Consider the following 20,203-nt stretch of genomic DNA (forward strand, 5'->3'; position numbering starts at 1 on the left):
TTAAAAGGCCCCTGTCCCGACTCATAGGAACCTCGATACTCTGTTTCAGCCATGGACAAGCCTGCCATGAAAAACAAGAACATAAAAAGAAGGATTCCTTTTTTCATCGTTAGCTCTCCTCACCTTTGTTAAAAGTGGACCCCCACGGCGCCCATCACCGAAATCTGATCACTTAGGCCCCCATCGATGATTTTTGTGTTCACACCGGCAATCTCATTTTTTTCTTCCTGCAAAAATACAAGGTCGTTGGAAATGTCGATTCCCAAATACAAGACCTTATAAAGCACTTCCAAACCACCTCCCACACCCACACCCCCGCCCCAAGCGCCCACTTTATCATCGTCGTTGGAGGCATTTACAAAAAGCGCATGGGCCACCCCCCCCACCTTTGCGTAGGGATAAATCTTCCATGTGTGATTTTTGTTGAAATCGGCCCCGGTAAGAAAGCTCACCTTGGCATTCAAGCGAATGGTTAAAATATGTTCCCGCGCCGTATTGTTTGATGAATCCTCTGCCGTGGTTGTTGCATAGCTAAATTGCAGTTCAGGGGCCAACCAGTTGATAATGTTCCATCCAAAAGTGGTCCCATAGGCCAGTTCAATATCATTTCCGAATTCCTGATCGGTTCTCACATTGGTGTCGTGCGCGGCACTCATGAACCCACCCATGCCGTAAAAATAAAAACCCCTATGATTTTCGGTATCAAAGGCATATGTCGAAGATGAAAAAACAAGTGCCATTAAAACAAAAAGAAAAAACTTCTTCATAAAATGATCCTCCTTGATTTTGTTGAGGGTTGCAAAATTGGGTCATCATAAAGGGGCTCACCCTTGACGTCAAGCCGGGATTTTTACTTTACATTTTTTATTTAAAACAATAAGCCACTGATTCGTTGACAGTTTTTAAGAAATAAACTTACAATCAACCGCCTTGGTAAAAAATGATGGAATCAAAAGGAGGTTTAGCCCCCATGACTGACAATCAAGATTCAAGTTTCCCGAAAAAATTGATCACAACCCGCAAACGCTTAACTGATTTGAGAGCCGTGGCTTCACTTCTTGACGAACAAGACCCCAATGAACCCCAAAAAAACATGAGGCCTTCCATGCAACCCAACAAAAATGAACCAATTCCATTTAAGCCAAATGAAGACCTGATTCAGGCAACTTCCCGCATTCGAAGCCAACGGGACCTTATTACCCAACGCACGCAAAAAATGGAACAAAACCGGGAAAAGGTTTCACGTACTGTTTATGAAAAAGTGCGCCGCGACTACATGCTTCAGCTGGAAAATATCAACAAACTTTTACTGGAAAAAAAGGCCCTGCTCAACCGTGAGCTATCCAATTTGTACATGCTGCGCGAAAAACAGAACATGGAATCAAACCGCCACAAGGAAATTTTGGAAGAAGCCCGCTTTCGACACTATTTGGAAGAATTTACCGAAGACCAATATAAAGAAGTGGAAGATTTTGAAAGCCGCGAGATAAACCGTTTACAAAGCGAGTTGGCCCAGATTCAGGCCTATATCAAGGCTCACGAAGAATTGCTCGACCCTGAAGACCTTGGGCTGTCACGCGAACCGCAAAATGCGGATGTCACCAAAACCATGGTGCCTCCAAAACCAACGGCAACCCCACAAACAGTCCAAACTCCGCCGCCGGCCACTTATCGCCTGGCACCCCAAACTCAGGATGACTGGTCTGAAAAAACGCCCGTTCCCGAACGTATGGAAGAACCGAAAATGGGAAAAAAGGTCGAAACCAAGAAGGAAAACACCTATCTTCCAAATCTTCCCCTGCTTTCAGATGAAGAGCCGGCCAAAGCCCCTCTGTCAAATGTGTATGGCCAATCTGGGGAGCCCGATTATTTTTCAACCAGTGAACCGGCCCAATTATCCAAACCCGTGATCCCAGCCGAAAAGATTGTCCGCCACGATGAAAACACCCACGACATGGGCAAGCTTGATACGGGCAAAACCCTTCTCCATGACAAAGAGCCCGAACCTTTTTCCATTCGTGATGTGGTTGAAGAAGCCCCCCCTTCTGAAGAAAAAAGTTCCCCTGAAAGTCCGGAATTCCGATCATCGGTAACCCCCACTGTCAATACAGCCGCCCGGATGGTTGCGGCTCATGAACAGGCTGCTTCCCCTTCTTCGGCCCCGGGGTATAAACTTGTTTTCACCGCCACTGAAAACGATCTTGATTTCAAGGAATTTGTCTTAAAGGACGACAATATTTCCATCGGCCGGTCCCCCTCCAACGATCTTGTGTTGAAAGCTCCCAAGGTTTCCCGTCAGCATGCCGCCATTAACAAATACAAAGACCAATATTTGATCATCGACTTAAAAAGTTCCAACGGTGTCTTTGTGAACAGCCAGAAAATTGATGAATACAATTTAAATGATGGCGACGAAATCTCGATTGGCGGGTACAAGATGATTTTTAAGAAGGGGTGATTAATAAGGGCAGTTCTCTAACCGCCCTTACCCACATTCTCCCCAGTGGGTTCCCACACTCACATCCACCTTAAGTGGCACATCACAGGGAACGGCATTTTCCATTTCAAACTTGATCAGCTCTTGAGCCTGAGCTAATTCACTTTCCGGCACTTCAAACAACAATTCATCATGCACTTGAATAAGCATTTTTGTGCCCAGTTTTTTTTCTTGAAGAATTTTATGGATGCGGATCATCGCCACTTTGATTAAATCGGCTGCCGAACCTTGAAACACGGTGTTAAAAGCCATACGCTCCGCATTGGCACGCACCATCGCATTGCGGCTGGCCAAATCGGCCGTCACGCGCCGCCTTCCCTGCCATGTGCGTACTTCTCCCGTGGCAAGAGCCCCTTTAAGAACTTCTTCCCGGTACTTGAGTACGCGTGGGTATTGGGCAAAAAAAGTCTCAATGTATTTTTTGGCTTCCGCTTGGGGAATACCCAGTTGTTGGGAAAGCCCAAAGGGGGATTGCCCATAAATCACACCAAAATTGACCGTTTTGGCACGCGCACGCATATCGCTTGTCACTTCTGGAAGGCTTGCATTAAAAAGACGTGTGGCTGTGAGCGCATGAATATCCCGGTTATTCTTAAAAGCATCGATCAAGGCTTTTTCCTGGGAAAAAGCCGCCAATAATCTCAATTCGATTTGGGAATAGTCGGCCGAAAGCATTTTGTATCCGGAAGGAACAATAAACACATGCCGGATTCGTTTTCCTTCTTCCGTACGAATGGGAATATTTTGAAGATTGGGATCCGATGAACTTAGTCTGCCGGTAGCTGCAACCGTCTGGTTAAAACTGGTATGCACACGCCCTGTCTGTGGATGAACCAGCTCAAGAAGCTGTTCCACATAAGTTGACAACAATTTACTTAAGGTGCGGTATTGGAGCAAAAGTTTTGGAAGGGGGTGAAGCGCCGAGAGGGTTTCGAGCACATCAACATCGGTTGAATAACCTGTTTTTGTTTTTCTTTGCACAGGCAATAAAAGCTTGTTGAAAAGAACATCCCCCACCTGTTTGGGTGACTGCAAATTAAATTCAAGACCTGCCTGGGCATGCACTTCTTTTTCAATCTGTTTTAGTTTTTCACAAAATTCTGTCGCCAATTTTTTTAAAAAAGGGATGTCAACCAAAACCCCCGTTTCTTCCATCCTCAAAAGAACATCAATCAGGGGTAATTCAATATTCTGGTAACAATTCCACAAATTCTCTTCCTTCAATTTTTGATGCAACAGGGGCACAAGCCTCATGGTGACATCGGCATCTTCAGCAGAGTAACGGCAGGCTTTGTCCACATCAACAGAATCAAAGGTTTTCCCCTTTCCCACCACTTCGTCATATTTAAGCGTTGTGTACTGAAGATATTGGCTGGCCAGATGATCCAGATTGTGCGGCGACTCGGGACTTAAAATATAGGAAGCAAGCATGGTATCGCCCCCAATGCCTTCAACCTGAAAACCGGCACACCGTAAAACATGGGCATCATACTTCACATTCTGCCCATATTTGAGAAGGCTTTCATTGGAGAAAACAGGGTTTAAAATTTCCTGGGCGTCTTTAAGAGAAATTTGTTCCGGACAGCCCAAATAAAGATGCCCTACAGGGACATAAAAGGCTTCCCCTCCAGGAATTGAAAAACTCATTCCCACCAATTTGCACGTTAAGGGATCAAGGCCCGTTGTTTCGGTATCAAAGGAAAATCCTTCTTTGGAAGAGACTAGTTTTGAAACCATGCCCTTCAAAGCCTCAACGGTCAAAATCAGATGGTATTCTTTTTTAGGCCCGGCGTTCGCGTTGACAGGCAAAGTTTCCGATGATTCCCCTTTTTTAACAAGGGACCACAATTCAAGCTCTTTGTATAAAGCGTTCAAATCTTCTGTGTGAGGGGCGGCCAGCTCAAAACATTTCCAGTCGGGGTGAAGGGCCAAATCATCTTTTAAAACCACCAATTTTTTGGAGAGAAGGGCTTGCTCGCGACACGTTATAAGCGTTTGCCCCAGCTTACCCTTGATTTCAGAGGCATGGTCCAAAACAGCCTCCAAGCTTCCCCATTGCAAAAGAAGTTTTGTGGCCGTTTTTTCACCGACCCCGTCCACACCGGGAATATTGTCCGAGGCATCTCCAGAAAGGGAGAGAACATCCAGCACTTTTTCAGGCCCCACTCCAAAACGTTCTTTGACTTCAGGAATACCGATGATTTTTTCTTTCATCGAATCATACATCACCACATCATTCCCTACCAATTGCATCAGGTCCTTGTCGGCTGAAACAATCACCAGCTCGAGATCTTCTTTTTTAAGTTGCATGTCACGGCTTAATTCTCCCTTACGATAAAGGCTTACCAAAGTGGCAATAATATCGTCGGCCTCAAAACTGTTTATTTGCAACGAAGGAAGGGGATATTTTTTGACAAACTCTTTGATATGTTCAAATTGATGGGGCAAATCTTCCGGTGGAGCTTCACGATTGGCCTTGTAGGCCGTATAAATTTCCTTCCTGAAGGAAGGAATGGGGGAATCAAAAACAATCACCAGATAATCAGGCTTCTTCTCGCGGATAAGTTTAAGAAGCATGTTGATGACACCATAAGTGGCATTGGTGGCAATCCCCTTGGAAGTCTTAAGGGCCTTAACGGCATAATAGGCACGAAAAACATAGGAAGAGATATCAACAAGAAAAAGTTTTTTAGACATAAAAGGGACAAGTTTTATTGCAGATGTTACCGGCTTTGGCAACTTTCCTCTTTGGAGCCCATTTAAAATACGCTATGCTTTATCTCATTTTTTAAAGATATGCCTCAACGAAAAATCACCATTGCCACCCTTTTTACCCTTTCACGTTTTGTGCTGGTGATATTCTTTATTTTTCAATTTGAAAGTGGGCTTTATCCCGAAGCCCTTCTTTCATTATCATTGGCGGGGCTTACTGATTTTTTAGATGGTTTCATTGCCCGCCGGTTTCATCAACGCTCCCGGTTGGGCTCGATGCTTGATCCATTGGCCGACAAGTTCCTGATGCTGGCCGGCTATGTTTTAATGAGCCATTTGGGAAAAATCCCATGGACTTTGACTTATTTAATTGTAAGCCGCGATTTTCTTATTCTGGCGGGAGCCGGCATCCTTCTTTTAATGAAGGTAAAACTTCTTTTCAGGCCCACACGTTTTTCAAAGCTGGCCACTTTCTCACAAATTATGGTCTTGATTCTGGCATTCGCCGACTTTTTAAAAGAAAAAAACTTTTATACCCTGCCCCTGTTCATGGAAAAAATTTGGCCTCCGATACAAGCCGGTTTCTTTTACACCGCTTTTGCCCTCACCTGCATCACTGTGTTTCAATATGGTTACATCGCTTACAAGTTTTATCGTTATGGAGAACGAAAAGCATAGTTTGAATGGGCGAACACCACTTAAATTTAAACGCTTGCCCCTCTCCCTTAAGCTGTATTAATGAGCCGCTATGCTTACTTGAAAAAAATGACAAAAATAGGCCAGATAAAAGGCGCCCGAGAAAGACTAAAGGATATAAAGGCAGTTGAAAAAAAGCCATATGCGAGGCACCGATGAGCCCCGACCGAGGCGTACTTATACAGTACGCCGCAGGGAGTGGGCGAAGAGGTAACAAAGCCCCGAAGGGGTCCCCTTCGGGACAGATGGCTTTTTATCGACTGCCGTGCTGGGTGTTTAGCTCAGAGGTAGAGCACTTCCTTCACACGGAAGGGGCCAGTGGTTCGATCCCACTAACACCCACTTAAAAATTTTGCTGTAGCAAAATTTTCGTTCACGTTCTTCGTAATTCGTTCTTCGGGTAAATTCGGTCATCCCTTATCCTTTCTCGTATTTAATAATTTTCTTTTCCGAAAAACGAAGAACGAATTACGAAGAACGAAATCCGCCGAAGGCGGATTTTCGCCCCTGTAGCTCAGTGGATAGAGTACCGGCCTCCGAAGCCGGGTGCGCAAGTTCGATTCTTGCCAGGGGCGCAGGTAGCGACAAATTTATTAGCATGAAGCGGGATAGTATTGTATGGTTCCTACAGAATGCCAGAGAAGGCGAACATCAAGATTGCCCCCCCTCGACTACGCTCGGATCACGGTTTTCTCCCGGGTGGAGGAATAATGGAGATACTCAAGGGTGGTTCCATTAAATTACTCCTGAGCTTGGCTTTGCTGTTGCCGTTGACTGGCCTTTCGTCGGCTTCCTTCGCGCAAGAAAGCGCCTGTGTCTGGGAGGATCTCGACTGCCGAATCGCGGCGGCCACCACGGTGATCAAGACGAACCCGAAGGACCCATCGGCGTGGTTCGACCGGGGCAACGCGTACTTCGGGAAGGGCGACTACATCCCTGCACTCGCTGATTTTACCGAGGCGATCGCACTGAACCCGAAATTGACCGACGCTTGGCTGATGCGAGGCCGCACCCTCAGCAACCAGGGCAAGCAAGATGCGGCGATCAAGGATTTGAACAAGGCGCTTGCGCTGAACCCCTCCTCGGCCTTCATCTTGTATTGGCGCGGCTCGTGTTATTGGAGTAAGCACGACTGCAATAGCGCAGTTCGCGATTACACGAAGGCGATCGCACTCGACCCGAAATACGACAGCCCGTACTTCATGCGCGGCGATTGCTATCAGAAGCAGAAGGACTACATCCTCGCTCTCAAGGATTACAGCGAAGCCATCGAACTGAATCCAACGCTGTATGGGTTCCGCGTCCGCCGCGCTGACCTCTATGAGCTCATGGGCTATACCGAGGCGGCCGCGACCGAGCGCAAGAAGGCCGAAAAATTCCGAAAGCCCTGAGTTGTCACTTTATAGAGGCTGATTTTATCTTAGTCAGCACACGCAGTTCGAAAAGCGTCCAGTTGGGGGCGCAAATTTTGTCCCGATACACGATATACGATATACGGAGTTTTCTATGTTCGATTTTGAAAATCTTGGTTGACCTCCTTTTTTTTCATCCCTTTCTAAATTCTTAAGGGATGAAAAATTGGTTTTGAAAGTCTCTTATTTTCCTCAATTTGAAAAATTCAATGAACTGACGAAAACGCACATTCTGCTGTTGTTGAACAACGACGGGGTTTTCCTCCTCATCATAGGCTTCCATGATCATCTCCAAAGCTACTTGGAGGGCTGGGTTGTCAACGAAATTGGGGTTTAAGTGGATGGACACTTCATACCCGTCGTCCAACCCATCACTATCGGTATCTGGATCGGTTGGATTGGTTTCATGAACATTAATTTCGTCACCGTCGTTTAGGCCATCCCCATCGGTATCGGCATTTTGGGGATCGGTATGATGGAGATTGATTTCATCCTCGTCTTGGAGACCATCGTTGTCGGAATCAATCGGAACTTCCTCATCATCCCCCACCTCCAGGCATTGGGGATCCTCTACACAACGAATTCGGCTCCAATTTACGGTACTGCAACGCATCCCCTCTCCACAATCCTTATGGATCCAAAAACCTCCACTACACTCCAAATAAAGGCGCGAAAGTGTGCGGTGGCAACTGGATCCATCGGACCATCTGCATCGAGGTGTGTCATCGATAGAAATATGGGGGCTAAACCTCCGGCTCCAGAAATACCGCTCTATGTCCTCATCGGTTTCGCAACGGGCACTGGCGTCAAACGCAGGCAATCCAAAAGAAAGAGTCATCACGAGCAATATGATTTGCCGTTTCAGCGATCTGCGATCTATTACCATCGGCTTTCTCCAAAGTGGGCCGCACCAGAACCAAAGTGGCCCATAAGATCGATGGCATTGGTTGCTCCAACGCTCACTATCTGGCACTCGGGTGGTTCCCCTATTTCTAACCTCAAATCTTTTTTAAGGGTTCGCGCCATGAGCAGGGTGGCATAGGCCGCTCTTCCATTGGGTGTCCCCATATTGAGCAACAAATGAGTGACTTTGAACCTTTGCTGTTCCGTACAGGCTATAGACTCATTATCTCGCCAGTGATTCACCACCTCTGTAATTTCATCCGTAAAAATATCAATTTCAGCTTGGCTCCCATCCACACGGGGGGACATGGTATAAATGGAATTTCCATTAAGGTGGAACGTATCAGCCCAAACTGGTGAGACTAAAAGAAGTCCCATTAGAGTAACGATGACCAATGGATATGTTTTTCTTTTCATTTTTTCCTCCTGTTTTTTATTCGCCACGAATAAGGACACTACCAATAAAGCAGCTCCCTGGAATACCGTCATAATCAATGTGAACATATTTTCTTGTAAACTTTGCCATTAACAAAGTGGCATACGAGGCTCGTCCTCCTGGAGTCCGCAGGTCGATCTTCAAGGTTAAATGGGGATCAACATCATTGCTCTCGCAAGGGAGTGGATGGTCCACCGGACGTTCACCAAGCATTTGGACAGGAATTTCAAGCATGGCTTGTCCTTCCGGAAGGTTCCCATCGTTAACAGTTCCTACCTGTGTCAGACGATCGGACTGAAACCTGACAACCGTCGCTTGGGCTTTGGTTAAAGTAAAAAGACCGGTAAGAAACATCCCTAAAAAAATATATCTATTTGTTTTCATTTTTACCTCCTTGGTTTTTCATCTCTTTCAAAATTTTCCGGCACAAAAAATTGGTCCTGAAAGTTTCTCATTCTCCTCGACCTGAAAAATTCAATAAACCGACGAAGACGAGAATTCAGTTGTTGCCAAGCAACAATAGGATCCGGATCGCATCCATCCCCGATGCCATTATTGTCTGAATCCGTTTGATCCGGATTGGATGCGTGAGGGCAATTATCCAGGTGATCTTCAATCCCATCCTCATCCCCATCGTAGGTGTCCATGATCATTTCCAAGGCAATTTGAAGGGCGGGGTTATCAACGAGATTGGGATTTAAGCTTATGGAAATTTCATAACCATCCGCTAAGCCGTCTCCATCGGAATCAGAATCTGCCGGATCTGTTTCGTGAATGGTCACTTCATCACCATCGGTCAATCCATCCCCGTCCGTGTCGGCAACAGAAGGGTCCGTCTCATAAATTTGCATCTCGTCAAGGTCATTTAAACCATCTCCATCGGTATCCTGCTGATTTGCCTCAAGCTCCCGAACTGCTGAAGGTTCTTCACAACGCGCTTGGGCACCACTTACCTGAAAACAAACCAAGCCTGGATCGCACACGTTAGTCCGCCATCGCCCACCACCACATTGCCTATAAGCATTTTCTCCCTCGCACCACCTTGCCCCTTCTTCATAGTCTTTGCATTCAGGGATACCCCGGTGGCTGCAGGGGCGGATGGGAATACCATTGTTGCTGAATTCAAGGCAGGGGTTCCTCAGGAAATCGGCGATATAACTGAAAGGATTGAAATTGAAGGCCTGCGCCGTTGGAACGAAGCCCGTTAAAAAAACAACTCCCAAAAAAAGTGCCCTTTTTATTCTTAATGTTAAAAATATCTTCATAAAAATTAATAAGGCGTAAACGGCTTCACCGGTGTCCTGCAGTCGGACTCATGCCCTACCACGGTAATGTCAAAGGGGCAGGAATAGTGATAATCAGTACTTCCACCGCCTGCCTGATCTTCACGACAAGGTGTGCTTCCAAAATTAAATTTGTCACAGAAATTTTCAAATTGGTTCCAACTTCCAGAGCTTTTGGTGAAAGCTTCCAGCATTTCTAACGCCTTTTCGTAGCGAATTTTTGCATTCTCCAAATCACTACCCGCCCCGATATAATTACGATACATGAGATACTTCTTCATGATGCCCTCAATGACATCAGGGTCACCATCTCCCAATCCCTGGGCATTTTGACGCATTTTTTCGGCAAGAAGCCAGATCTCCTCGGACTTCTGAAGATAACTCCCCATTTGATCCTCATGTTCCTGCGAGCGCTTTTTTTCTGCATCTATGGCCGCTTGCTTTTCTAGAACCGCATTCTTTTCATCAACGATCTTTTTAGCTTCCGCAATTTTTTGATTTCCTTCGGAGGCTTGGCATAGGGATGAGTCCCCATTATTTTTTTCGAGACATTGATAAAGCTCCCAGGCTCCTTGAATTTGCATGAACACCCAATCCTCCGATGGTTTTTTCTTCATCTCCTCAACTCCAAAAATCCCCCCAAAAAAATAAGGCACCAAACTGGGTGGCAAAACCCCAATGAATGGGAACAAGCCCCCGTCCGATTTTGCAATCAAACCATTTTCTTGGAAATCAAGCATGGATAAGGATTCGCCGCCCCCCCTCGAAAGATAAACCGGATTGGTGTGCATAAGGCCGTCGCCAAAATATCTCCCGCGGTTAAAAACAAGGGGCTGTCCGTATTGATCCCCGAGAATGAAATGGAGGGTGGCTTGGGCTATCTGGATATCCTCTGATAAGACGCTGGGTAAACGTTCCAAAACATGAAAGTAAGTTGGCAAATGAATTGTTTGTACCGAACTATTTTCCATAAATTTCTTTCAATCTCGTTGATACCGATACGATTCCAGCATCGCCGCCAGTAAACCCTGGGCCACATGGGTCATGCCGCTTACACTGGCTGTTTCGAGATCGGTGTGGATGTAATTGCTGGCTCCCGTACCTATAATGACCATCTTGGCTCCAAAACGGGAATGAATGTGGTTTCCGTTGAATCCGCCGAACTGCCTGGCCGTCACTTCAGGGGACATGCCGACACTTTCAAATCCACCTTGAAGCAAAGAAATGCCCGGATCCTCCTCGGGCACAACATAACCGACTAAACTCGGCTTATCCGTCCCTGTTATCTCACATGCCACAGGCGTTCTCCCTTCAGCCGCTTGCTGACAAACTCGCTGTAAGGTCCCCTTAAGGCCGGCCGCCATTTGAGCAGCTTTTTCGGGGCCTTCCAAATTGCGCATCTGCCAGGCCGCCGTCCAAAAAGGGGCAATCGTGTTGTATTTGGGATCCGCAAGGGGAACCCCAAAATCCGTTTTCTTCCCCCCATCCACACCGCACGATTCAAAATAGGTGTGAAGCACAACATTGGGGTGGTCGGAAGGATGCGCATCGGATTTGAACCCGGCCTGTAGTTTGAATTCAGTGCCCACAGCACAAGCGCTCACCGATTTTTGCTTGTCCACGGCAAAAGGATGACTGGTGTGTGTTTGAATGGCAACATAACCCTTGTACATCGTGGGGGCGGCTCTCCCTATTTCGTTGGGATCGGTGCCATCCACACTGACAAGGACATCTTCCTTGAAATGATCCGCAGAAATAAGCAGGGCTCCTCCTCCCGTGTCTTCCTCACCCACCAGGCCCACAATGCGGATATCGCCGTGAGGAATTCTGTTTTCCTGAATCACGCGCAGCGTTTCCACAAGGATGGCAAAGCCCGCCTTGTCATCCGCACCAAGGGGCGTAGCCTTGGCCGGGCGGATGATGTCACCTTGGCGAGCGATGCCTTCAAAAGAAGTTTGAAGAGTGTCGAAATGAAAATTGAGATTCCAGGAAGGAAGTGAAGCATCTGTTGCCGGAAGAAAGGCGATCAAATTGCCCGACTCAGGCTGAGTTGTCCCTTCATTACAATAAAAATCCTTCTGATCCTTCGGGTTCATTTGAGCCACTTGTGCAGGCAAATCATCCACACTCACTCTTAACCCCAAATTTTCAAAAACCTGTTTGGCATGCTGCACAAATATTTTTTCCTGACAGCTTTTTGAAGGCAACGGCAAAACATCCATAAGTGTTTGCCCCAGACGTTCCGATTGGACCACTTTTTTGGGATCCAAGGAAAGAGACCCGGTATCCACTTGAGTGTATTTTTTTTCTTCCCTTACCTTGTTGGCAGGAAACAGCAAAAACTTTCTTGGTTGATTCTTCACGGGAGCAAGCGTTGTCTCTTTGTATTGGGAATAAGTTTGGGACGGATGAATTCCATCCACTTCTTCATCGGGATAGGGATGGGCCACCGCATAGCCAGCCGGCTCTTTGAAAGAAACAGGATCGGGACGCGTCATAAGCTTTTCTCCTTCCAGAGCAAAGAAAAGCAAGAGACATGCCAAAAAGATACAAACGTATAAAAAAATATAATATATTGTTATTATTAATTATTTTTATGTTTATGAGAGGGATCTGGAAATATTTCTAGACCATATGTGTAAAAATTGTCCCCAATAATTATACATATGTAACCAGCCTTTTGGTGCTGATTTTATAGGATCCCATCTTATTGTAGAGAGTTTTTCGGCTCATGCCTAAAAAGCGGGCCGTTTCCACTTTGTTGTAATTGTGGGCTTTGAGGGCATGAACGATTTTTTCTTTTTCATCAGTCCATTCGTGGATATTTTGCAGAAGAAATTCTCTGGTCAAAACTTCAGGGGCAAAAAGCTCTTTTTTGAATTCCAGATTTTTCACATCAATCGTTTTGGCTGAAAACAAAAAGGCGTTGCGCACCGTATTTTCAAGCTCCCTGATGTTCCCCGGCCAGGAATAATCCATGAGAAGATGAAGAGCCTCACGAGTAAAAGTACAAGGCGTTTTTTTGTATTGTTTTGAAAAAGTTTGGCTAAAAAAATTGATGAGCAAAGGGATATCTTCCCTTCTTTCGCGCAAAGGGGGCAATTCAATTTTTAATCCGTTCAAGCGGTAATAAAGATCCTCCCTGAATTTTTCCTGCTTGATGAGGGCCTCCAAATTTTTATTGGTGGCCGAAACGATGCGGATGTCCACGGGAATCCATTCCTTAGCCCCCACGGGACGGATAACTTTTTCCTGAAGCACGCGCAACAGCTTGGATTGAAGGGCTAAGGGCAGATCGCCGATTTCATCCAAAAAAACAGTCCCCCCATCCGCATGGCGAAGAAGCCCTTCTTTGTCGCGCGTGGCTCCCGTAAAACTTCCCTGCGTATGGCCAAAAAGTTCACTTTCGAGCAGATTTTCGGGAATGGCCGCACAGTTTTCCGAGACAAAGGGTTTATTTTTTCGCGCGCTGTTAAAATGACAGGCTTTGGCAATGAGTTCTTTGCCCGTCCCCGACTCACCATAAACAAGAACGGGAATGTCCGTGTCGGAAACCTGGTCCAAAACCTTGAAAATGGATTTCATGGAATCCGACTGACCAACGATATTGCCATAATCGTAACGAAACCCGAGATCGCGATGCACCTTTTGCAAATGCTTTTGCGTTTCTGCCAATTCCGCCGTCGTATCCTGCAATTGATCCGATAATTGCCGGTTGAGTTCCTCCACTTTCATTTTGGAATTCTTCAAACCTTCCATCAAATGCCTGTTCTCCAAAGCCAACACGGCCTGATCGCCCAGGGCCGAGAGGATATCCAGTTCTTCCTGGGAAAAGATGTTGGATGCGAATTTATCATCCACGTAAATGACACCTGACACTTTGCCCTGAAGGGTGAGCGGGCAAACAAGAACGGATCGCAACCCCAGTTCGTGAATGCTCTGATAGCTGGCTAGGCGGGCATCTTCTGAGGCCTCTTCAACCAAAAGAGGCTCTCCACTCTGGATTACTTTTTCGACAACGGACCGGCTGAAGCCGAAACCCGGGTCAGAAATTGCCGCAAGGTCCATGTGACGCGCCACAAGGACATTGAGGGAATCCTTAAGTTCCGTAAGAGGCCCGTCTTTTTTAAGGATGAGAAAACCGCGTTTGGCGCCGGTGAGCTCCAAGGCGGAATCCATGATGTAATCCAGCAGGCGATCCAAATCGCTCTGGGCCGCCAATCGCCGGTTGATCTCCAGCAAACGTTTATAACGCCGGGTTTCTTTTTTAAATAAATCAGGGATCATGGGATTTTCGATTTTCCCTTCTAAAAAATTTTTGATGGAAAGGAGGAGCTCCCTTCTTTTTGGGACCTCATAAAAACGGTCATTGATGCGCGCCGGTATTGTCTGATGAATCTTATCCAAAATGGCAAGCGATTCCAAGAAGCATGATTCGGCCCGATCTTTGTCGCCCTGAAGCTCATGGCACCGCCCCGCATGGAACAAGACCTCCCAAAGGGCCTCCCTGCCCTCTTTGGCCCGGTAATACGCTGAAAGCGTTTGAAGGATGGGGCCCGCCCGTTTCACATCAGAAGCGATGAGGACCCGGGAACGGCACAGATCGGCCTGGGTCTCCAAACGGTCATTTTTAGTTTCAAGAACAAGAGGAGTGACTTTTTTGAGCAGTTCATCGGCTTTTGAAAGCTCGTTTAAATCAATGAGAAACTCGATTTCCAAAAGAGTCAGGAAAATTTCATCCTGATTGCCGGGATTTTTCTTGAGCCTCTGCCTGGCCAAAGACAATGCCGTTTCGAAGAAATCCTTCTTCTTCAAAAGAAGGGCATAGTACGCCCTTAAAATAAGGCCCTGGGTTTGGTCTTCAAGGTTTTTTAAAAAAGCCTCGGCCTTTTCATCAAAGCCCAAAAGAAAAAAAATATTGGCCAAATTCAGCTTCAAAGAAAGCATCTGCGGCTTAAAACCAAACTGTTCGCTTTTTTCCAGCGCTTGGGAATAAATTTTGAGAGCTTCGCCATAGTCAGCCCGCTCGTGCGCCATGGTCCCCAGATTTTCCAGAACAGAAACCTCTAATTGCTTATCCCCAACCTGGCGGGCCAGGATCAAACTTTGGTTATACAAGTCCAGCGCCCTGGGATTCATCATCTTCTTTTGCCAGACGATGGCCAGGTTATTGGTGATCATCGCCTGGGCCGCCGGCAATTCATTCTTTTTGGCAATCTCCAGACTTTTTTCGTAATGCAAAATGGCCTCATCCCATCGCTTGAGATGATCACAGGCCAGCCCCAATGTATTGGTGATGGACAAGAACTCCGGCTGATCCTTATCCGTGGCAGCATCAAGAACCTTTTTGCAAAGAGCAATGGCTTCCTCACTCTTTCCAAGATGAACGAGAGCCATGCCCTGCAGCGCCTGAATCTTGATGATGAGTGCAGGCGCGTAGCCCTGCGGATCCTTTAAAATGGAATCGCAGATCTCGAGGGCTTCCGTGAAATGCCCCATCCTGTGATAAACAAGAGCCTGGTAGGGTTTGTTCGATGTTTCCTGATAAAGCTTAAGATCCCGCTCATAATAGGGGTCAAAGGGAAACTTTTCGACCAGATCCGTTTCTTTTTCGTCTTTAAGATCATAAATGATCTCCCCTGCACTCTCATAGCGGCCCTGCGGGCTTAACGACAAGAGCTTGTGAATGATGCGCGTAAGTCGAGATGAAATATTAGGGTTCAAAGATGAAATTTTCCGGATGGGGATGCTCAAAATTGTTTTCAGATTCTTTAAATCCTTCTCTTCTATTTCACGCGGCCTCTCCCCGGTGAATGCTTCGTAGAGCGTCACTCCTAGACTATAAAAATCACTCTGAGGAACCCTCTTTTCAAAAAAAACTTCCGGGGCCATGTAAGAAAGAGAGCCGCGCGGAGGTGGGGCCTCCGATTTGAGAAAATGCCCGGCCAACGAGAAATCCAGAAGCTTGATTCCCTTCTGTGTCACAAGAATATTTTCAGGTTTGATATCCCCGTGGATAATCCCCTGGGAGTGCAGATACCCCAGGGCCTCGCAAATCTGGATGATGAGCGGGATGATTTTTTCTTCAGAAAAGCTTTTTGTGGCTTCAAGAAAATTTTCACCGTGGGCAAACTCTTCCTTCAAAAAAGCTCCTGATGAATTTATCTCAAGCTCGTAAACTGTGACGAGATGGGAATGTTTGAGGGAAGAAAGAAAATGAAATTCCGATTTTAAAGCTTCAAAATTTTGGGAGGCATCCTCCCGGATAACCTTCAGGGCGCAAACCTTGCCATCGGCCGTATCGCGGACCTGATAAACTTCTCCCAAGCTCCCTTGCCCGAGTTTTTTGAGGAGTTTGTAGCGGTCAGGGAAGATCATGGGCTTTCCTTGAGAAAATAAATTCTACTGAAAAACTCGAATCCGATATTTATCGAAAATGTAAATCTTATGATTTTTAGCTCGAATATGCGCCACATTGTCGTTCGGGAAAAAGTCATCGTAATCATCAAGCCCTAATTGCCCAAAGAAAAAATCAGCGATCTGTTGCCCGGGGAGATAAACACGAACCTGGCCATTTTGGCTTAACGTATAGATGGTTTCCCGTCTCGCTGATGAGTTTGAAGAACCCAAAAGCAAGGGCGTAATATCAAACCAACGAAAATTGAAACCTCTCACATTTTCTATTGAGACCGGAGCTCGGCTTGGATCAGATATATCAAAATCGATAAGACCTTCCTGATGAATGTTGTTTTCCTGATCAAATTCTTCAAGATTAGCTAAATTGTCTCTATGGATAAGAGAAAAAGAAGAATAAATTGAATATACTTTGTTTGAACGGCTTACACGAAAATTTTGGGGAAGTCCCCAATTAAAAATCCAGTGCACCTCTTCAACGAAGGCATTTTTGCTAAAACGGACCAACACATCATCTTCACCCCATGCATAAAGGACATAGAGACGATCCCTTTCGTCAAGATCAAAAGAAGAAATCGAAAGGCTAAAATCAGGATGTTCATCTCTAAATTCAAGATTCTCTTCATCAATGACGGCTATTTGGTGAAAACGAGAATTAAAAACCCAAATTTCTTCACCATCAATTTGACATCGCCCCTCCCCTCTTCTCCAACAAGAAACCAGGAAATAAAAGTTGCCGTGAGAATCCATACGGAAAAGATGAATGTCCAATCCTCCCAATTGTTCCTGTAAATCGATACTCTGGAGAAATTGGCCTTCATGATCAAAAACACGTAGTTCTGGATTGTCTTGAAAAAGACTTAAGACATAAATATTTCCATCCGAATCCACATCGAAATGACAATTCCCATCTCGGCAAAGAAAATCGTCAGGATCACTCATATCATCTCCAATCAGTTGAAGAAGTTGCCCTTCTGCATTGTATTGCCTAAGCAAATGGGCCTCACCCCCGCAGGAGTATGAAGAACTTCCAAAATAAAGATTCCCCTCTAAGTCTCCCCCTTGGAAATGATAGCAATAAGCTTCATAGGGAAGAGCTTCTTCGGAAAGATCATGAGGAAATGCAATTTCGTTTTGAAAAACTCCCTCTAAAGAGTAAATTTTAATGGATCGTTCGTTTGAAAATTCATTTTCAATGAAAAGGTTCCTATCAATCAAATGTATATGGGAAGGATTACATAAGGCATCAATAGCTTCACAATCTTCAGTACTACCAATGGTCCTTAAAAATTCTCCTCCTCGATTATAAACTAAAATTCTTTTTCCCCTAAAATTAGGTATCGTCCCTAGAACATAAATTTCTCTCAACAACGGATCAGGGTGAATAACAACATCAATCACGGAATTAAAGTTCTCCGGGTCAAAAATATTGAGTTGCCAAGACCAATGCCCATCAACATCAAGCTGGCTTATTCTCAACTCACGGTCATAAGAATAAGCCACAAAAATATTTCCATCATTGTCGGTATTCAAACCCAAGAAGCAAAAAATATTATTGCCAAAATCTGATCTTAGACAGCCCTCATCCCATGAGTAAGCCCAATCTGGATTGGGTTCTCCGCGCCAATGAACAATTTGCCAAAAAGGATAACTACGGAGCACTTGAAGATCACGATCAAATTCCACAAGCTGTCCCTTGTCTGTCAAAGCCCATAAGGTATTTTGTCTTGCAATTTTTAAATCAATGATTTTGGCACCCAAAAAAAGGTTGTCTAAATATTCGTAGCGGGAACCAAATTTCATGACCCGCCAATTTTCTAAATCGGCAACAAATATATTCCCCTCCTCATCAAAAACGGTATTTGCCACACCACTTATTTTCCCTTCCGAAGAACCAATCACAATCATTTTTTCCTGAGCATCTAAAAAACCATCGTTATCTCCATCCTTTGGATGAAATTGATCATCCCCAATTTCTTCTCCATCAGAAATGCCATCCCCGTCTGAATCAGGACTATCCATTTCTAAACCATGAGCTTCCTCAAAAGCATCGGACAAACCATCTCCGTCATTATCAGGCCCTTCGTAACGATTATCAATTTTGTCACATTCATCGCCAGAACCATCTTGATCTGTATCAACTTGGGATACGTTGGATATTCCCGGACAATTATCTATCTGGTCATCAACGACTTCTTGTGGAGAGATAATTTGTGGATTTTCCTCATGACGCCAGAGGATGGGGTTCTCTACAGAAGCAAAATCTATAGCAAGGTTTTCTTCCCTTTCATCATCGGGAAAAGGAAACACCTGAAGACGAAATTCATCAACGGCATAAATTTTGTCGTTTTGCACATCAAGAGCATAAGGAAGAAAACCATCGATGGGATAACCACTAAAAAGACCATCACTAAAACCACGGCCCCCAAATTCTCTTTTAAATTGTAAACCTTCCCCATCATGGGCCTCATAAACCTTAATTTTGGAATCATACCCATCGGCAATGTAGAGGCGATGATGATAAAATTTTATTTTTTTGCCTCCTTCGGAATGAAGATGCTCCTCATCATCTAAATCATCAATATGAGTCATTTCTCCGTTTTGGTATCGATGCGCTGAAACTTTATATGTTGAGGGTGGAGGTGGAAATCCAAAATCATTAGACTTCAACGTCAGAAAAATAAGGCCGTCTTCACCCGCGCTTATGTTATAGATGTTTCCGAGGGGAAGATAAAAACGATCAGAAAGATGAAGGGTCTCTCCATTAAAAGAAAAAATATCAATATAACCCCAAGCAGAGGCAAAAAGCCGTCCTTGACCATCAAGAGCTAAATATTCTACGGATGTAGATAGTTCAGTTACAGGAAGAAGCTCCCCATTCACTAATTGAAATACAAGAATTTTTCCATACACAGAGATAAAAAGGTGCCCCTGATTATCCGCAACCATACTATTGATCACTGGATGACTTTCTTCTGGAAGAATTCTTGATGATACCGTGATTTGCCTAAATTGATTGTCCTGAAATTGGATGACCTTGATAACGTGATTCTCGTTATCAGCCAAAAAAATGTGCCCTTCCTGATTGACGGCAATGGCCTTAATAAAAAGAATATCACTCGTTTGTAAATCGACGTCCTGGTACCGATTCGAAACTTCATGGGAAAATCCACCAGCACTTTCGTGAATAACAACGGTTACCAAATCATTGTCTTCTACAAGATAAAGTATATTGCCAGTCGTTGCTATAGAATCAGCAAATCTAGGTTCCCCTGTAGTGGGATTATAAACGTGTAAAATATCTTCCCGTCTTAGTTCACCGTTTTCGTGAACACTCATCATCAATAAATAAGGATCATCACCATTAAAGGAAACATAAAGATGATCATCCCCATACCAACACATATCGTAAGGTTGGCTGTTTCCTATTGGAAGGCCTAACTCCTCTTGGGGAACAGGGCCAAATTCGTCATATCTTAAAAACTGCAATACCTCATCTCGAAGTTCCAAAACTTTTATGCGCCCCATGATGGGTTCTGCAACAAAAATAAAACCATCGGGTGACACGGCTATTCCATGAGGTTTATTTGAGATACCATCCCGATCTCCTTCCTTCTCACCAAATTTTGATAAAAAGATTAGCTGATGATCTTCAAATCGAAACAACTTAACGGTGTAATCTCCTTGATCTGTAACAAAAACATAATCCGCGTCATCAACAGCAATGCCTGTTGGAAGAAAACCAATTATTTCATCGAGATTATTACTACCTCCAAATCCAAACCCACGGTTACGGCGTGATATGCGCCCCTGACACTGGAGGGAATGGATAGGAAGTTGAGGTGGATGG

The 20,203-nt window shown here is 45.1% G+C and carries 12 protein-coding genes, 2 tRNA genes and 1 pseudogene; 5 read left to right on the top strand and 10 right to left on the bottom strand.

The window, feature by feature from the left end; genetic code table 11:
• Positions 1 to 128: 128 nt before the first annotated feature.
• Complete coding sequence (locus A2048_07580; GenBank protein OGP08792.1) at positions 129 to 767, bottom strand: hypothetical protein; 639 nt, start codon at positions 765 to 767, stop codon at positions 129 to 131.
• A 173-nt stretch (positions 768 to 940) separates the two neighbouring features.
• Between A2048_07580 and A2048_07585 the strand changes: the two genes are divergently transcribed.
• The gene (locus A2048_07585) at positions 941 to 2,458 is read left to right on the top strand and encodes a hypothetical protein (protein ID OGP08793.1); all 1,518 of its coding nucleotides are present in this window, start codon (positions 941 to 943) and stop codon (positions 2,456 to 2,458) included.
• Between the two features lie 27 nt (positions 2,459 to 2,485).
• Here the strand turns inward: A2048_07585 and A2048_07590 are convergent, their stop codons facing one another.
• The gene (locus A2048_07590) at positions 2,486 to 5,194 is read right to left on the bottom strand and encodes a DNA polymerase I (protein ID OGP08794.1); all 2,709 of its coding nucleotides are present in this window, start codon (positions 5,192 to 5,194) and stop codon (positions 2,486 to 2,488) included.
• A gap of 99 nt (positions 5,195 to 5,293) precedes the next feature.
• On the opposite strand from A2048_07590, the gene A2048_07595 reads away from it, so the two are divergent.
• From A2048_07595 to A2048_07610, 4 genes are all read left to right on the top strand, one after another.
• Complete coding sequence (locus A2048_07595) at positions 5,294 to 5,887, top strand: hypothetical protein (GenBank protein ID OGP08795.1); 594 nt, start codon at positions 5,294 to 5,296, stop codon at positions 5,885 to 5,887.
• Positions 5,888 to 6,175: 288 nt separating this feature from the next.
• A tRNA-Val gene (locus A2048_07600) sits at positions 6,176 to 6,247 on the top strand.
• A gap of 161 nt (positions 6,248 to 6,408) precedes the next feature.
• Positions 6,409 to 6,480, top strand: a tRNA-Arg gene (locus A2048_07605).
• Positions 6,481 to 6,537: 57 nt separating this feature from the next.
• Positions 6,538 to 7,296, top strand: coding sequence for a hypothetical protein (locus A2048_07610; GenBank protein ID OGP08796.1), 759 nt, complete (start codon positions 6,538 to 6,540; stop codon positions 7,294 to 7,296).
• A gap of 172 nt (positions 7,297 to 7,468) precedes the next feature.
• Here the strand turns inward: A2048_07610 and A2048_07615 are convergent, their stop codons facing one another.
• The 8 genes and pseudogenes from A2048_07615 to A2048_07650 form a co-directional block, all read right to left on the bottom strand.
• Positions 7,469 to 7,930, bottom strand: coding sequence for a hypothetical protein (locus tag A2048_07615; protein OGP08797.1), 462 nt, complete (start codon positions 7,928 to 7,930; stop codon positions 7,469 to 7,471).
• Between the two features lie 266 nt (positions 7,931 to 8,196).
• On the bottom strand, positions 8,197 to 8,664 hold the full coding sequence (locus A2048_07620) for a hypothetical protein (protein OGP08798.1): 468 nt from the start codon (positions 8,662 to 8,664) through the stop codon (positions 8,197 to 8,199).
• Complete coding sequence (locus tag A2048_07625) at positions 8,654 to 9,040, bottom strand: hypothetical protein (protein OGP08799.1); 387 nt, start codon at positions 9,038 to 9,040, stop codon at positions 8,654 to 8,656. The genes A2048_07620 and A2048_07625 overlap by 11 nt, the downstream gene beginning before the upstream one ends.
• Positions 9,041 to 9,042: 2 nt before the next feature.
• A complete protein-coding gene (locus A2048_07630; protein ID OGP08800.1) occupies positions 9,043 to 9,921 on the bottom strand; it encodes a hypothetical protein in 879 nt (292 codons plus the stop codon).
• A gap of 5 nt (positions 9,922 to 9,926) precedes the next feature.
• Positions 9,927 to 10,910, bottom strand: a complete 984-nt coding sequence (locus A2048_07635; GenBank protein ID OGP08801.1) for a hypothetical protein — start codon at positions 10,908 to 10,910, stop codon at positions 9,927 to 9,929.
• A 9-nt stretch (positions 10,911 to 10,919) separates the two neighbouring features.
• Positions 10,920 to 12,437: a hypothetical protein gene (locus A2048_07640; GenBank protein ID OGP08802.1), complete on the bottom strand. Its 1,518-nt coding sequence runs from the start codon at positions 12,435 to 12,437 to the stop codon at positions 10,920 to 10,922.
• A 160-nt stretch (positions 12,438 to 12,597) separates the two neighbouring features.
• Positions 12,598 to 16,317 (bottom strand): hypothetical protein, encoded by a 3,720-nt coding sequence (locus A2048_07645; GenBank protein ID OGP08803.1) that lies wholly within the window; start codon positions 16,315 to 16,317, stop codon positions 12,598 to 12,600.
• A 24-nt stretch (positions 16,318 to 16,341) separates the two neighbouring features.
• Positions 16,342 to 20,203, bottom strand: a pseudogene (locus A2048_07650) (hypothetical protein).

The organism is Deltaproteobacteria bacterium GWA2_45_12 (genome assembly GCA_001797365.1).
Taxonomy (GTDB): Bacteria; UBA10199; UBA10199; order UBA10199; family UBA10199; genus UBA10199.

Coding starts and splice junctions, on each gene's coding strand:
- A2048_07635 (OGP08801.1), bottom strand. CDS start 10,910: ATGGAAAATAGTTCGGTACAAACAATTCATTTGCCAACTTACTTTCAT.
- A2048_07645 (OGP08803.1), bottom strand. CDS start 16,317: ATGATCTTCCCTGACCGCTACAAACTCCTCAAAAAACTCGGGCAAGGG.
- A2048_07610 (OGP08796.1), top strand. CDS start 6,538: ATGCCAGAGAAGGCGAACATCAAGATTGCCCCCCCTCGACTACGCTCG.
- A2048_07625 (OGP08799.1), bottom strand. CDS start 9,040: ATGAAAACAAATAGATATATTTTTTTAGGGATGTTTCTTACCGGTCTT.
- A2048_07595 (OGP08795.1), top strand. CDS start 5,294: ATGCCTCAACGAAAAATCACCATTGCCACCCTTTTTACCCTTTCACGT.
- A2048_07640 (OGP08802.1), bottom strand. CDS start 12,437: ATGACGCGTCCCGATCCTGTTTCTTTCAAAGAGCCGGCTGGCTATGCG.
- A2048_07585 (OGP08793.1), top strand. CDS start 941: ATGATGGAATCAAAAGGAGGTTTAGCCCCCATGACTGACAATCAAGAT.
- A2048_07580 (OGP08792.1), bottom strand. CDS start 767: ATGAAGAAGTTTTTTCTTTTTGTTTTAATGGCACTTGTTTTTTCATCT.
- A2048_07615 (OGP08797.1), bottom strand. CDS start 7,930: ATGCGTTGCAGTACCGTAAATTGGAGCCGAATTCGTTGTGTAGAGGAT.
- A2048_07590 (OGP08794.1), bottom strand. CDS start 5,194: ATGTCTAAAAAACTTTTTCTTGTTGATATCTCTTCCTATGTTTTTCGT.
- A2048_07630 (OGP08800.1), bottom strand. CDS start 9,921: ATGAAGATATTTTTAACATTAAGAATAAAAAGGGCACTTTTTTTGGGA.